Annotated in this window: 11 protein-coding genes; 3 read left to right on the top strand and 8 right to left on the bottom strand. The window is 66.7% G+C overall.

What is annotated here, in order from left to right; genetic code table 11:
- Positions 1-8: 8 nt before the first annotated feature.
- The 6 genes from CFB40_RS15390 to rpoH all read right to left on the bottom strand — a co-directional run bounded on the left by CFB40_RS15390 (position 9) and on the right by rpoH (position 7580).
- Positions 9-2492, bottom strand: a complete 2484-nt coding sequence (locus CFB40_RS15390) for a family 20 glycosylhydrolase (protein WP_089431707.1) — start codon at positions 2490-2492, stop codon at positions 9-11.
- Between the two features lie 589 nt (positions 2493-3081).
- A complete protein-coding gene (cydX, locus tag CFB40_RS15380) occupies positions 3082-3198 on the bottom strand; it encodes a cytochrome bd-I oxidase subunit CydX (protein WP_089431706.1) in 117 nt (38 codons plus the stop codon).
- Between the two features lie 62 nt (positions 3199-3260).
- Positions 3261-4397: a cytochrome d ubiquinol oxidase subunit II gene (gene cydB / locus CFB40_RS15375; RefSeq protein WP_089431705.1), complete on the bottom strand. Its 1137-nt coding sequence runs from the start codon at positions 4395-4397 to the stop codon at positions 3261-3263.
- Positions 4398-4428: 31 nt separating this feature from the next.
- Positions 4429-6009, bottom strand: coding sequence for a cytochrome ubiquinol oxidase subunit I (locus CFB40_RS15370; protein ID WP_089431704.1), 1581 nt, complete (start codon positions 6007-6009; stop codon positions 4429-4431).
- Complete coding sequence (gene cydP / locus CFB40_RS15365) at positions 5999-6277, bottom strand: cytochrome oxidase putative small subunit CydP (protein ID WP_089426366.1); 279 nt, start codon at positions 6275-6277, stop codon at positions 5999-6001. Before cydP ends, CFB40_RS15370 begins: the two co-directional genes overlap by 11 nt.
- A 367-nt stretch (positions 6278-6644) precedes the next feature.
- Positions 6645-7580, bottom strand: a complete 936-nt coding sequence (rpoH, locus tag CFB40_RS15360; protein WP_089426365.1) for an RNA polymerase sigma factor RpoH — start codon at positions 7578-7580, stop codon at positions 6645-6647.
- Between the two features lie 360 nt (positions 7581-7940).
- On the opposite strand from rpoH, the gene CFB40_RS15355 reads away from it, so the two are divergent.
- Complete coding sequence (locus CFB40_RS15355; protein WP_089426364.1) at positions 7941-8510, top strand: acyloxyacyl hydrolase; 570 nt, start codon at positions 7941-7943, stop codon at positions 8508-8510.
- Positions 8511-8555: 45 nt separating this feature from the next.
- On the top strand, positions 8556-8939 hold the full coding sequence (locus CFB40_RS15350) for a nuclear transport factor 2 family protein (RefSeq protein ID WP_069248904.1): 384 nt from the start codon (positions 8556-8558) through the stop codon (positions 8937-8939).
- A gap of 142 nt (positions 8940-9081) precedes the next feature.
- On the opposite strand, the gene leuA is transcribed toward CFB40_RS15350, so the two are convergent.
- On the bottom strand, positions 9082-10728 hold the full coding sequence (gene leuA / locus CFB40_RS15345) for a 2-isopropylmalate synthase (protein WP_089431703.1): 1647 nt from the start codon (positions 10726-10728) through the stop codon (positions 9082-9084).
- A 380-nt stretch (positions 10729-11108) separates the two neighbouring features.
- A complete protein-coding gene (ybiB, locus tag CFB40_RS15340; protein ID WP_089431702.1) occupies positions 11109-12083 on the bottom strand; it encodes a DNA-binding protein YbiB in 975 nt (324 codons plus the stop codon).
- Between the two features lie 193 nt (positions 12084-12276).
- Between ybiB and maiA the strand changes: the two genes are divergently transcribed.
- Complete coding sequence (gene maiA, locus CFB40_RS15335; RefSeq protein ID WP_089426658.1) at positions 12277-12921, top strand: maleylacetoacetate isomerase; 645 nt, start codon at positions 12277-12279, stop codon at positions 12919-12921.
- The last annotated feature ends 48 nt before the right edge of the window (positions 12922-12969 follow it).

Raw genomic sequence — 12969 nt, 5'->3', positions numbered from 1 at the left:
TCAGCCGTTCACGGATTCGTCAGCGTGAAGGTCGGCTTCCGGTAGCCGACGCCGGCCCGGTCGAGCTTCGGCAGTTCGCGTTGCGTGAGCAGCGTCGCGAAGCCGGCCCAGTCGCGTTGCAGCGCGGCCGTGTCGACGTGATGCGTGTCGCCGCGCCTGAAGCGCACGCCGGCCGCATACGGCAGCTCCCAGTCGGCCCGGTGCCATGCACGCTCGGCGAGCGCCAGCAGCCGCGGATAGGCCATGTATTCGAGGAAGGTGTCGTTGCGCATCACCTCGCCCCACGCCTGCCCCTGCATGCCTTCGATGCGCGGCGCGGGGCCCGTGCCCGTCACCTCGAACGTGTTGCCGTCACGGTCGCCCATCACTTCGGCGTTCTGCGGCAGGTTCTCCGGCGCGAGCGAGAACACCTTGTACTCGTCCGTCGCATGCGAGCCCCAGTAGTAGCCGCGCTCGCGCGGGTTGAGCGTGTACGGGAAGTCGAAGTACAGGTAGTCGGGCAGCGCGAGCACCGTCTGGTAGCCCTTGCCGCTCAGGTCGCGCGCGCTGTCCGATGCGCCCCAGAAGATCGTGTCCCACAGCGACACCATCACGTGGCGCGTGCTGAAGTCCTGCGGCCCGTTCGCATGCTTGATGCCGTCCTGCCACGCGGCCATCGTGTCGATCCCGTTCGCGCTGACCGCCGCGCTCACCTGTTGCGCGAAACGTGTCGGCAACTCGTCGATCGACTTGATCTCGCCGCGCTGGAGGAGTGCCGTGCACGCGGGCGAACGCGCCCACGGCTTGTCCTGCGCGGCGAGGTCGATGCGCCCCTTGCTCGGATCGGTGCCGTTCAGCGGCTGGAACCCCCCGCCGAGGAAGATGTTCTTCGCCTCGTCGCCGCCGTAGTGCCAGGTGTGCAGCGGCGCCTGCGCGTCCGCATGCATCGCCGCGATCTCGCGGATCACCTTCGACGCGAAATTGAGCGCGCCCGGCACGCACGGGTTCAGGTCGCTGCGCCGGTCGTAGAACTGCACCGTCGTCAGGTTCGACGTGTCCTGCGGATCGAGCAGCCGGTATGCGTTCGCTTCCTGCTCGCGGCCGGCCGCATGCAGCCGCTTGTAGCGTGCCTCCATCGTCACGACGGCCGCCCGCGCATGCGCGGGCATGTCGATCTCGGGGATGATCTCGACGAAATGCGCGGCCGCGTAGCGCACCAGCGACACGTAGTCGTCGCGCGTCAGGTAGCCGCCGCCGGAGCGGTTGTCCGGGCCGGAGCCGAGCTGCGGCAGCAGGCAGCGCGTCTCGCTCGGGTCATGGCAGCGGCGCCCCCCGATCTCGGTGAGTTCGGGCAGGCCGGGAATCTCGATGCGCCAGCCCTCGTCGTCGGACAGATGCAGGTGCAGACGGTTGAGCTTGTACGCGCTCATCTGGTCGATCAGCCGGCGCAGCGTCGCCGGATGCTTGAAGTTGCGTGCGAGATCGACGTGCATTCCGCGATGCGTGAAGCGCGGCGCATCCTCGACGAGCATCGCCGGGATCGGGCCGCCGCCGGCGGGCGCGAGCGAGTAGAGCGTCTGCACGCCGTAGTAGAGGCCGGCACGATCGTACGCTTCGATGTACGCGCCGCGCGGCCCGATCGCGAGCCGGTAGCCGCCCGGCGTCGCGATGTCGGCCGGCAGCCGGCGCGGCGCGACGGCGCCCCACACCGGCACGCGTGCGCCGTCGAGCCCGAGTGTCGCCGCGCGCTCGCGCAGCGCCGCGACCTGCGCGTCCGGCAGGTTCGGCAGCGTGAGCTCGACGCCGCGCAGGTCGAGCGTGCCGGGCAGCGGCTGCTCGCGCTTCACGCTCGGCAGCGCGCGGCTCGCGTCGGGCCGTGCGGCGACGGGCGGCGCATTGCCGGTCGAGTTGTTCTGCGCGTCGGCCGGCAGCGATTCGACGTAGCGCAGTTCGTCGTCGGTGTCGTTGTAGCGGAGCACGGCGGGCGGCGCGCCGTCGACGACCACGTACGGGCGCGGGATCACGTCGCTGTAGCGCAGCAGCCAGTATTCGGCGACGAACGGCAGCTCGATGCGCTCGCCCGGTGCCAGCCGCACCGAGCCCGGTTGCGGCGTCAGTTCGTACAGGTCGCCGGTGAGCCGCCGCAGCGCGAACCCGGGGCGGTCGATCCGCAGCAGGCGGCGGATGCTGTGCAGGTAGAGCCTCCAGCCGCCGTCGGCAATCGCCTGGTGGCCGCGGTTCTGCAGGATCAGGCGGCCGGTTGCGCAGGCCGCGCCGTCGGCGCCGAGATCGGCGCACGGCACGCCGGCCGCGGCTGCATGATTGTTGTCGACGGCGACGCGCAACGCGAGGCCGTTCGACAACCGCGCCGCGAGATCGGCCGGCGGCACGGGTGGCCGGACGGTGCCGGCCGTCGCGACCGCCGCGCTCGACGCCGGCGGCGCGCCGAGCGCGACCGGCGACAGCGCCGCGATCAGCAGGCCGGCAAACAGGGTGGACAAGGTTCGGTTCATGCGGACTCCTGAGACAAAAGGGGGCGTAGCGGCGTCACGGGATGACGTCGCTGCGAGCGGGTCTTTCAACGGAGCTGCGGGGACAACAGGGTGCGCGGGCGATGCGGCTGCTCCGCGCGAAGTCGGCACGCGGGCGCGTGCGTTACGGAACGGGTGGCGGGCAGGCGTGCCGGTCGGATCGGCGCGGGCGGGTGCGCGTCTTCATCGGCGGTGCACGGCAGCGGCTGCTGCTGATGGTGATGCCGTGACGACGTGCCCATGGGCAAAGGCGCGTGCGCGACCTGCGCGGTCGATGACGGCGACACTCGCCGACGACGCACAACCGGCCGCCACGCGCCGACGACGAGACGGCGCGCCAGCGCGCGCCACATACGGGATTCGCATGTCTCCCCCACCCGGAAGGATTCGGCCTGTCAGCGGCCGTGTCCAAAGATCTTATGAAACCTTTTATTGGTATTCAAGTGGTATCAATCTGGCGCTAAATTGGCATCGCGCCGGCGGGCCTCTCCAGCCGGCCGGGGGCGAAAAAAAACCTCGCGCGCGGCGAGGTTCCTTCGGGACGGCGGCGGCGCGATCGGCCGCGCGCGCATCAGTCGTGGCGAACGCGTGCTTCCTGCGCCTTCTGCCGCGCTTCGAGCCACATCGCATTGACGATGCCGAACGACAGCGCGACGCCGATACCGAGAATCCAGCTGAAATACCACATGATCCGACTCCTTGCGAAACGGTGGGCGAGGGCGCGTGCGCGCCCCGGCCCGGTTCAAAGCATCAATACAGCGAATGCTTGTTCTCTTCGAGCACCTCGCGCGTGACCTTGCCGCGCATCACGCGATACACCCAGCTCGTGTAGAGCAGGACGATCGGCAGGAACACGATCACCGCGAACAGCATCACCTGCAGCGTCATGTGGCTCGACGTGGAATCCCACACGGTCAGGCTGCTGCGCGGGTCGAGCGACGACGGCATGATGAACGGGAACATCGAGAAGCCGGCGGTCAGGATCACGCCGGTGATCATCAGGCCCGTGCAGAAGAACGCCGTCTTCTCCTGCTTCGAGCCGGCGAGCAGCAGCGCGATCAGGCCACCCGCGATCGCGACGACGGGCGCTGCGATCATCCACGGGAATTCGCCGTAGTTCGCGAGCCACAGGCCCGAGCCGGCGGCGACGTCCTTGAGCAGCGGGTTCGCGACCGTATCGGTGGGCGCGGCGTGCGTGATGTGGAAGCCGCCGATGGTCGACGCGACCAGCACGCCGGCCAGCACGAACAGCACGACCGCGAGGAACGACGCCACGCGCAGCGCGACCGACGCACGGCGCGCGATCACGCCGTCCGTCTTCATCTTGATGAAGGCTGCGCCGTGCGCGACGAGCATCGTGAGGCTGACGAGCCCGCACAGCAGCGCGAACGGGTTCAGCAGCGCCCAGAAGCCGCCGTAGTAGGTCACGCGCAGGTCGCTGTCGAACTTGAACGGCACGCCTTGCAGCAGGTTGCCGAACGCGACGCCGAACACGAGCGCCGGCACGAAGCCGCCGACGAACAGGCCCCAGTCCCAGCCCGCGCGCCAGCGCGGGTCAGGGCGCTTGCTGCGGTAGTCGAAGCCCACCGGCCGGAAGAACAGCGCGAACAGCACGAGCAGCATCGCGAAGTAGAAGCCGGAGAACGACGCCGCGTAGACGAGCGGCCAGGCCGCGAACATCGCGCCGCCGGCCGTGATCAGCCACACCTGGTTGCCTTCCCACGTCGCGCCGACGGTGTTGACGATGATGCGGCGCTCCTCGTCGGTCTTGCCGAGGAACGGCAGCAGCGCGGTCGCGCCCATGTCGAAGCCGTCGGTGACGGCGAAGCCGATCAGCAGCACGCCGACGAGCAGCCACCAGATCAGCTTGAGAGTTGCATAGTCCATAGCGATTCCTTGTTCCGTTTCAGGTGCGTGCTCACGCCGTGGCGCGCTCGCTGGCGGCCGCGATTTCGTGGTGATAGCGGCCGGTATGCAACGACGACGGGCCGAGGCGCGCGTACTTGAACATCAGCTTGATCTCGATGACGAACAGCGCGGTATAGAACAGGATGAAGCCCGCGAGACTCAGGTACAGGTCGCTCGGCTGCAGGCTCGACGCGGACAGGTGCGTCGGCAGCACGCCGGCGATCGTCCACGGCTGGCGGCCGAGCTCGGCGACGATCCAGCCGAATTCGATCGCGATCCACGGCAGCGGGATCGCCCACACCGCATAGCGGAGGAACCAGCGGCGGTTGTCCTGCAGCAGTTCGCGGCGCGCGCAGAACCAGAACGCGGCGATGAACGTCGCGACGAACAGGAAGCCGAGGGCCACCATGATCCGGAACGAGAAGAACACGGGCGCGACCGGCGGGATCGTCTTCTTCGCGGCGGCCTTGATCTGCTCGGGCGTCGCGTCGACCACGTTAGGCGTGAACTGCTTGAGCATCAGCCCGTAGCCGAGATACTGCTTGTGCTGGTCGAACAGCGCGCGGGTCGCGTCGCTCGTGTCGCCCTGCTTGATCTTCTGCAGCGCGCCGTACGCGACCATCCCGCTCTGGATGTGCTCCTCGCTGTGCTTCGCGAGCTCGCGCAGGCCGATCACCGGTTCGTCGATCGAGCGCGTCGCGATCAGGCCGAGCGCGTACGGGATCTTGATCGCATAGTCGGTGCGCTGTTCTTCCTGGTTCGGGATGCCGATCAGCGTGAACGATGCGGGTGCCGGCTGCGTTTCCCATTCGGATTCGATCGCGGCGAGCTTCATCTTCTGTACTTCGCCGGTCGTATAGCCCGATTCGTCACCGAGCACGATCACGCACAGCGTCGCCGCGAGGCCGAAGCCGGCCGCGACCGCGAACGAGCGCAGCGCGAAGTCGACGTCGCGCTTCTTCAGCAGGTACCACGACGACACGCCGAGCACGAACATCGCCGCCGACACATAGCCGGCCGACACCGTGTGCACGAACTTCACCTGCGCGACCGGGTTGAACAGCACGTCGAACAGGCTCGTCATCTCCATGCGCATCGTCTGGTAGTTGAACTCGGCGCCGACCGGGTTGTTCATCCAGCCGTTCGCGACGAGGATCCACAGCGCGGACAGGTTCGAGCCGAGCGCGACGAGGAACGTGACCATCAGGTGCTTGACCTTCGACAGGCGGTTCCAGCCGAAGAAGAACAGGCCGACGAACGTCGATTCGAGGAAGAACGCCATCAGGCCTTCTACCGCGAGCGGTACGCCGAAGATGTCGCCGACATAGTGCGAGTAGTACGACCAGTTCGTGCCGAACTGGAATTCGAGCGTGATGCCGGTCGTCACGCCCATCGCGAAGTTGATCCCGAACAGCTTGCCCCAGAACTGGGTCATGTCCTTGTAGACCTGTTTGCCGGTCATCACGTACACCGCTTCCATGATGACGAGCAGCCAGGACAGGCCGAGCGTCAGCGGCACGAACAGGAAGTGGTAGAGCGCCGTGATGCCGAACTGCAGACGTGACAGATCGACGACTTCACTACTTATCATGGTGGTCTCCCTCGGTAGATGCAGGCGCCGGTACCGAGAGCAGCTTCTCGGCGACGGCGGCAGGCGGCAACGACATGTGCTCGGCCTGCGGATGATTGAAGAATGCGTATTTGAGCGACATCAGGAGGATCAGCTTGACGATCAGCACCAGGGTGATGTCGCGGGCGAGGGTCGGTCCGCGTGCCCACGCGGCGATGCGCGCGCGCCAGCCGATCGTGCCGGCCGGCCGCGCGGGCGGCGGCGCAGGCTCTTTATTGATCGAGATCAAGGCGAATATCCTGAATCGATTTAAATCTGATTTGGGGCGACTTTACGTCGGATTTATGACGGCCGTGAAGCTGTTTTAATCCTTTTGCGCCTGACATGCCAATTTTAAAAGGACGGCTTTCCGATGCCGAGTGCTGCGCTGCGGCAGACCGTCGCGAAACACGGGCCGAAACTTGAGGCAGATCAAGGTTATGCGGAAGGGGCCCCCAAACGGCCTATTACCTGACGAATCAGGTCAATTAATCCGCACTGAAACGCGTCGAGAAACGAACGAAGCAGCGCATGAAAAGCAGGGGAAAAGACGGGCGAAAAAAAACCGCTGCCGGTCGGGCAGCGGTTTTTGATGAAGCGCTCTAAAACGCAGCGATTTACGCGTATTCGGCGAGGGCGGTGCGCATCTTTTTCATCGCGCTCGCCTCGATCTGGCGGATGCGCTCTGCCGACACACCGAACTCGGCGGCGAGATCGTGCAGCGTCGAGCCGCCCGAGCCGTCGTCGTCGACGTGCAGCCAGCGCGCCTCGATGATGCGGCGGCTGCGCGCGTCGAGTGCGCCGAGTGCCTGCGCGATGCCGTCCGTCTGCAGCGTGTCGCGCTGACGCGCGGCCAGCACGGCGGTCGGTTCGTTGTGCGAGTCGGCCAGGTAGGCGATCGGCGCGTACGACTCCTCGCCGTCCTCGACCTGCCCTTCGAGCGCGATGTCGCCGCCCGACAGGCGCGTTTCCATTTCGGTCACGTCTTCGCGCTTGACGTTCAGTTCCTTCGCGAGGCCGTCGATTTCCTCGGGCGTCATCGCCTGCAGGCCTTTCTTGTGGCTGCGCAGGTTGAAGAACAGCTTGCGCTGCGCCTTCGTCGTCGCGACCTTCACCGTGCGCCAGTTGCGCAGGATGTACTCGTGAATCTCGGCCTTGATCCAGTGGATCGCGTACGACACGAGACGCACGTTCTGGGCCGGATCGAAGCGCTTCACGGCCTTCATCAGGCCGATGTTGCCTTCCTGGATCAGGTCGCCGTGCGGGAGACCGTAGCCGAGATAGTTGCGCGAGATCGACACGACGAGCCGCAGGTGTGACAGCACGAGGCGGCGTGCCGAGTCGAGGTTGTTGCCCTCGCGGAATTCGGTCGCGTACTGGCGTTCCTCTTCCGGCGTCAGCAGCGGAATGCGATTGACGGCCTGGATATACGCGTCGATGTTGCCAAGCTGGCCCGGCAACATCGATTGGGCTGCGAGCGCCAGCGAGCCTGCCGATGCGGCCTTGGCCGGCGTCGGGCTCAGGGTGTTCGGGAGGGTCAGGGCGTTGCTCACTAAAAAACTCCTTTGGAATCAGGGACAAACCCCCGGTCTCGGATGAGATTCCGGGAGCCATCTTAGCACTCCCGGAAACCGAGTGCTAATTCCTTAGAGCAAGCGTGGGCATCGGAGTTCCCGTTTTTTCTATCGAGCAAGTCGAGTCGATAGTCTATTCTGCGACAGAGGGGGCGAAGCGAAGTTCCGTAAGCCGTTGTTTCTGATGGTAATCAGTAGACGATTTCAATTTTTGTCGTTTTGGAAGCAAGCCATTTCGCTTTGTGATGCCGATCCGAAAAGTCCTTTACCATACCATTCAGTTCGCTTGAGCCGGCCGATGCGGCTGGCTCCATTCAACCCCCAAAGTTGGAGTGACAGATGAACAATAAGAAGAATCGCCGGCCCCGCAGCCGGCTTGCGCTGCACGCGATGCTGGCGGCGTCCCTTCTGGCCGGATCGGGTGCGGCATGTGCGGATCGATGGGGGATTCAGGCGGGCGGTGGTTTTTCGGATCGCCGCGGGGTCGACAAGGCCGATCTCGGCGTGGTGTGGGATCCGGGCTGGAACTGGTGGGAAATCGGCGGCTGGCACTTTGCGTTCGTCGTGGAAGGGCACGCCGCCTACTGGCACACGGGCGGCAACGTCCACGGCAACATCGGCGAATTCGGCGTGACGCCGATGTTCCGCTTCATCAAGAGCGCCGGGGAGATCCGCCCGTTCATCGAGGCCGGCGGCGGCGTGAGGCTGCTGACGCACCCGACGATCTCGGATCACTTCTCGTTGGGCACCGCGTTCCAGTTCGCGCCGACGGGGGGCGTGGGCGTGCAGTTCGGCCAACGGCAACAGTATCAGGTCGGCTACCGTTTTGAACATGTGTCTAACGCGGGTATCAAAGAGCCGAATCCTGGTATAAATTTCCACCAGTTCTACTTGCAGTACAACTTCTGATCCGCACGCCCGCGCACGGCGTGCGCGTTGCCGAGGAGTCAGGCGATGGCGAAGGTGGTCGATGCGATCCGCGCGCTCGAGCGCGATCGGTTCCGGGCGATGGTGGACGGGGACGGCGAGGCGCTCGACACGCTTTTGTCGGACAAGGTGTTCTTCGTCCACACCAACGGCAAACGCGAAACCAAGCAGCAGTTCATCGACGCCATCGTCGCCGGCCGCCGCCGCTATCGCCAGATCGAAATCCAGTCGCAGGACGTGCTGCCCGTCGGCGATGAAACCTGCGTCGTCACCGGGCGCGCGTTGATCGAGATGGAAACGAACAACGGCGGCCTGGTCTTCCCGATTGCCTATACCTCCGTCCACACCCACCAACAGGGCCGCTGGAGCCTGTTCGCGTGGCAGGCGACGCGGTGCGCGACCGAGACATGAGCGCGCGTGGCGCTCCTTTTCATGTCCCCAGCGAAGCGGCCTTCTGGGCCGCTTTTTGCTGCCTCGTGCGACGCGGATCGCGCGGCGCACGGGCGGTCACGCCCCGCTCGCTGACGTTTGAACCCTGAACGGAACCTGCCGCTCAGGCCGCCGCGCGGCGATCCGCGCAGTGCCAGGCCGAGCGGTTGATCGCGCTGACGACCGCGTCGAGCGCGGCGCTCGCCGCATCGGCGTGCAGGCCGACGCCGTGCCGCAGCGGGGCATCGCCGACCCGGCAGCCGACCGATACCGCGATCCGTCCATCCGTCGCGCGGGCGTGTTCGCACGACGCGACGTCGATCGCCGCGCCGGCGGCCGCCGCGAATGCCGCGGCCAAACGTCGCACGGCCTCGTCGGGCGTTGCATCTGCCGCAGGCGCTGCCGCGATCTCGCGGTTCTGCCAGCGCGCGCCGTTGCCGTGTCGCTCGGCCGGCCCGTCGGTGTCGAAGAATTCGCGCGCGAACAACGCGCAGATCGCGTCGCCGGTCACTTCCTCGCCGGACGCGTCGGCGAGCGTCTGCACCGCATGGCTGAATTCGATCTGCACGCGGCGCGTCGGCGTGAAGCCCATCCCGCGTTCGAGCAGGAACGTCGCGCCGCCCTTGCCGGACTGGCTGTTCACGCGGATCACCGCGTCATAGCTGCGGCCGAGGTCGGCCGGGTCGATCGGCAGGTACGGCACTTCCCAGGCCGCGTCGGGGCGCTGCTGCGCGAAGCCCTTGCGGATCGCGTCCTGGTGCGAGCCCGAGAACGCGGTGAACACGAGGTCGCCCGCGTACGGGTGGCGCGGATGCACGGGAATCTGGTTGCAGCGTTCGACGACGCGGCGCACCGCGTCGATGTCGGAGAAATCGAGGCCCGGATCGATGCCCTGCGTGTAGAGATTCAGCGCGAGCGTGACGAGATCGACGTTGCCGGTGCGTTCGCCATTGCCGAACAGGCAGCCCTCGATGCGGTCGGCGCCCGCGAGCAGCGCGAGTTCGGCCGCCGCGACCGCGGTGCCGCGATCGTTGTGCGGATGCACGGACAACACGATGCTGTCGCGGTACGCGAGGTTGCGGTCCATCCATTCGATCTGGTCGGCGAACACGTTCGGGCTCGCGGCTTCGACGGTGGCCGGCAGGTTGATGATCATCTTGTGATCGCGGGTCGGCCGCCAGGTCTGCGCGACCGCGTCGCAGATCTCGCGCGCGAACGTCAGCTCGGTCATGCTGAAGGTTTCCGGCGAGTACTGGAAGGTCCACTGCGTGTCGGGGCGCGCGGCGGCGTGTTCCTTGATGATGCGCGTGCCGTCGATCGCGAGCGCCTTCACGTCGGCCTTCGACATCCCGAACACGATGCGGCGGAACGACGGGCACACCGCGTTGTACAGGTGCACGATCGCGCGCGGCACGCCTTCGAGTGCATCGAACGTGCGGGCGATCAGGTCCTCGCGCGCCTGCACGAGCACTTCGATCGTCACGTCGTCGGGAATCCGCTTGTCGTCGATCAGCTTGCGGACGAAATCGAAGTCGGTTTGCGACGCCGACGGAAAACCGACTTCGATCTCCTTGAACCCGATCGCGACCAGCATCTCGAAGAACTCGACCTTCTGCTCGATGCTCATCGGCTCGATCAGCGACTGGTTGCCGTCGCGCAGGTCGGTGCTCATCCAGACGGGCGCGCGCTCGATGGTGCGCGACGGCCATTTGCGGCCATTGAGGCGGACGGGCTCGAACGGACGGTACTTGTCTTGCGGATTGCGCTGCATCTTCTGGACCTCGGGTCTCAAGTCGCGAGCGAAGACGGGCGGCATGGGCGACGGTTGGCGCTGCCTCGCTCCGCGGCACGTAAACGCGCTGCGGATGCGGATGATCTTCGCGAGTCGGCCGACGGATAGACGGACGAATGCTGACGACTTCGGGTTGTAAAAACTACGAGAGGGGTACTGCGAGGAACTGCTGGGAGGGACCGTGCGGACAGCACACGGCGCTACGAAAGCCTTAGGCTAGTCGTAGCGATAGCGGCCGCGCTAGGCGGCCGGAGGTAATTCGGAGGGTGTTCGGAAAGGAACGCATGAGGGCCACTCTATGCCAGGATGCGCTCGCGTGTCAAATGCCCTGCAAGTGGGGCCGGTTCGCGAGCGTGCCGTCAGCGTGCGATGCGGGCGATCTGCACGATCGTCGCGACCTGCCGGGCGACCGTGTCGGGCACCGGCACTTCGCCGCGCAATACGGCGTCGGTCCACGCGGCCGTCGTGGCCGCGTCGCGCGATTCGGGCAGGGGAACAGGGGGCGCATCGGTCGACGAGCGTTCGGCCTCGATCAGCGTGTCGCACACGCCGTCGTGCAGCCAGTCGACCTGCACCTGGCGCCGCGTGTCGGCAACGGCTTCGCCCTCGGTGCCGCGTGCCAGCAGCGCGCCGCCGAGCGCGGCATCCGGATGGTCGCGGAACAATTGCGCCAGGCTGTCGCGGTACGGCGGGTGCGTGTAGTTGACGAGCCGCAGGCCGGCCGGCGCGAACGGCTGCAGGATCTTCACGAGCGTATGCGTCGAGTTGCGCACGCCGAGCACGCTGCGCATCGACAGCAGGCGTGCGATGCGCGGCGCCAGCACCTCGATCGACGCGAACGCGACGCGGCGCTCGGCGAGCATGTCCTCGATGGCATCGTGCGAAGCCGACGGTGCGAGCGACAACGCCGAGAAGATCTCGGCGCTCGTCACGCGGCCCGGATCCTGCTCGACGCCATGCACGAGCACCGGCACGCCTTCGCGCGCGAGCAGCAGCGCGAGCAGCGGCACGAGGTTCGGCTGCTTGCGCGCGCCGTTGTAGCTCGGGATCGACACGGGGCGGAATGCGGCATCCTGCACGTGCACCGGCTCGAACGACGCCTGCGCGGCGGCGAGCATCGCGGCCAGCTCGTCGGCGGATTCGCCTTTCAGCCGATAGGCGATCAGGATCGCGCCGAGTTCGACGTCCGACACGCGTGCGTCGAGCATCGCGCGATAGAGCTCGAACGTGTCCTCGGCGGACAGCGCGCGTGCGCCGTGCGGGCCGCGGCCGATTTCCTTGATGAAGCGGGCGCACGGGAACGGAACGGCGGCGGGATCGTGGGAAGCGGTCATCGGGGCGTGGGGCGGGCGGCCGGCATCGGGCCGCGCTGTGAGCGGTGAGGAATGCCCCGAGTATCGCACGGGTGCGGCTGCCGCCAAGCGAGGCCGCGCGGCGCGGCGCGCTACACTCTGAGTCCCGGCGGTGCGCGCCGGCTGCGCCGCGCCCGTGCCGTCGCCGGCCGAATACGACTACGAGAGACATCCCATGAAGCTTTACAGCTATTTCCGCAGTTCCGCGTCGTACCGCGTGCGGATCGCCCTGAACCTGAAGCAGCTGCCGTTCGACTATGTCCCCGTGCACATGCTGCGCGACGGCGGCGAGCAACTGAAGGACGCGTACCGCGCGCTGAATCCGGATGCGGTCGTACCGACGCTGATCGACGGCGACGCGACGCTGCAGCAGTCGCTCGCGATCATCGAATATCTCGAGGAAACCCATCCGGAGCCGGCGCTGCTGCCGAAGCAGCCTGTCGATCGCGCGTATGTGCGTGCGGTCGCGCTGCAGATCGCGTGCGAAATCCATCCGCTCAACAACCTGCGCGTGCTGAAGTACCTGAAGCACACGCTGAAGGTGCCCGAGGAGGCGAAGAACGCGTGGTACCGGCACTGGATCGAGGCGGGCTTCGAGACGCTCGAGACGCGTCTCGCGAGCGATCCGCGCACCGGCAAGCTGTGCTTCGGCGATACGCCGACGCTCGCCGACATATGCCTCGTGCCGCAGGTGTTCAACGCGAACCGCTTCTCGATCGACACGACGCGCTATCCGACGATCCAGCGGATCGTCGACCATGCGTCGACGCTCGATGCGTTCAAGGCCGCCGAGCCCGGCGCACAGCCCGACGCCGAATGAGCGCGGCGCGCCCGGGCCACGCGTGACCGGGCGCGCATGAAAAAAGGG

It is taken from the genome of Burkholderia sp. AU31652, from assembly GCF_002223155.1.
In the GTDB taxonomy this organism is placed as follows: domain Bacteria; phylum Pseudomonadota; class Gammaproteobacteria; order Burkholderiales; family Burkholderiaceae; genus Burkholderia.
Note: the sequence above shows the minus strand (reverse complement) of the source record. Positions and strands in the feature narration are given on the sequence as shown.

What these genes read in the sequence shown, in the direction of transcription:
- CFB40_RS15390 (WP_089431707.1), bottom strand. Translation starts at nt 2,492, where the DNA reads ATGAACCGAACCTTGTCCACCCTGTTTGCCGGCCTGCTGATCGCGGCG.
- cydX (WP_089431706.1), bottom strand. Translation starts at nt 3,198, where the DNA reads ATGTGGTATTTCAGCTGGATTCTCGGTATCGGCGTCGCGCTGTCGTTC.
- cydB (WP_089431705.1), bottom strand. Translation starts at nt 4,397, where the DNA reads ATGGACTATGCAACTCTCAAGCTGATCTGGTGGCTGCTCGTCGGCGTG.
- CFB40_RS15370 (WP_089431704.1), bottom strand. Translation starts at nt 6,009, where the DNA reads ATGATAAGTAGTGAAGTCGTCGATCTGTCACGTCTGCAGTTCGGCATC.
- CFB40_RS15355 (WP_089426364.1), top strand. Translation starts at nt 7,941, where the DNA reads ATGAACAATAAGAAGAATCGCCGGCCCCGCAGCCGGCTTGCGCTGCAC.
- CFB40_RS15350 (WP_069248904.1), top strand. Translation starts at nt 8,556, where the DNA reads ATGGCGAAGGTGGTCGATGCGATCCGCGCGCTCGAGCGCGATCGGTTC.
- leuA (WP_089431703.1), bottom strand. Translation starts at nt 10,728, where the DNA reads ATGCAGCGCAATCCGCAAGACAAGTACCGTCCGTTCGAGCCCGTCCGC.
- ybiB (WP_089431702.1), bottom strand. Translation starts at nt 12,083, where the DNA reads ATGACCGCTTCCCACGATCCCGCCGCCGTTCCGTTCCCGTGCGCCCGC.
- maiA (WP_089426658.1), top strand. Translation starts at nt 12,277, where the DNA reads ATGAAGCTTTACAGCTATTTCCGCAGTTCCGCGTCGTACCGCGTGCGG.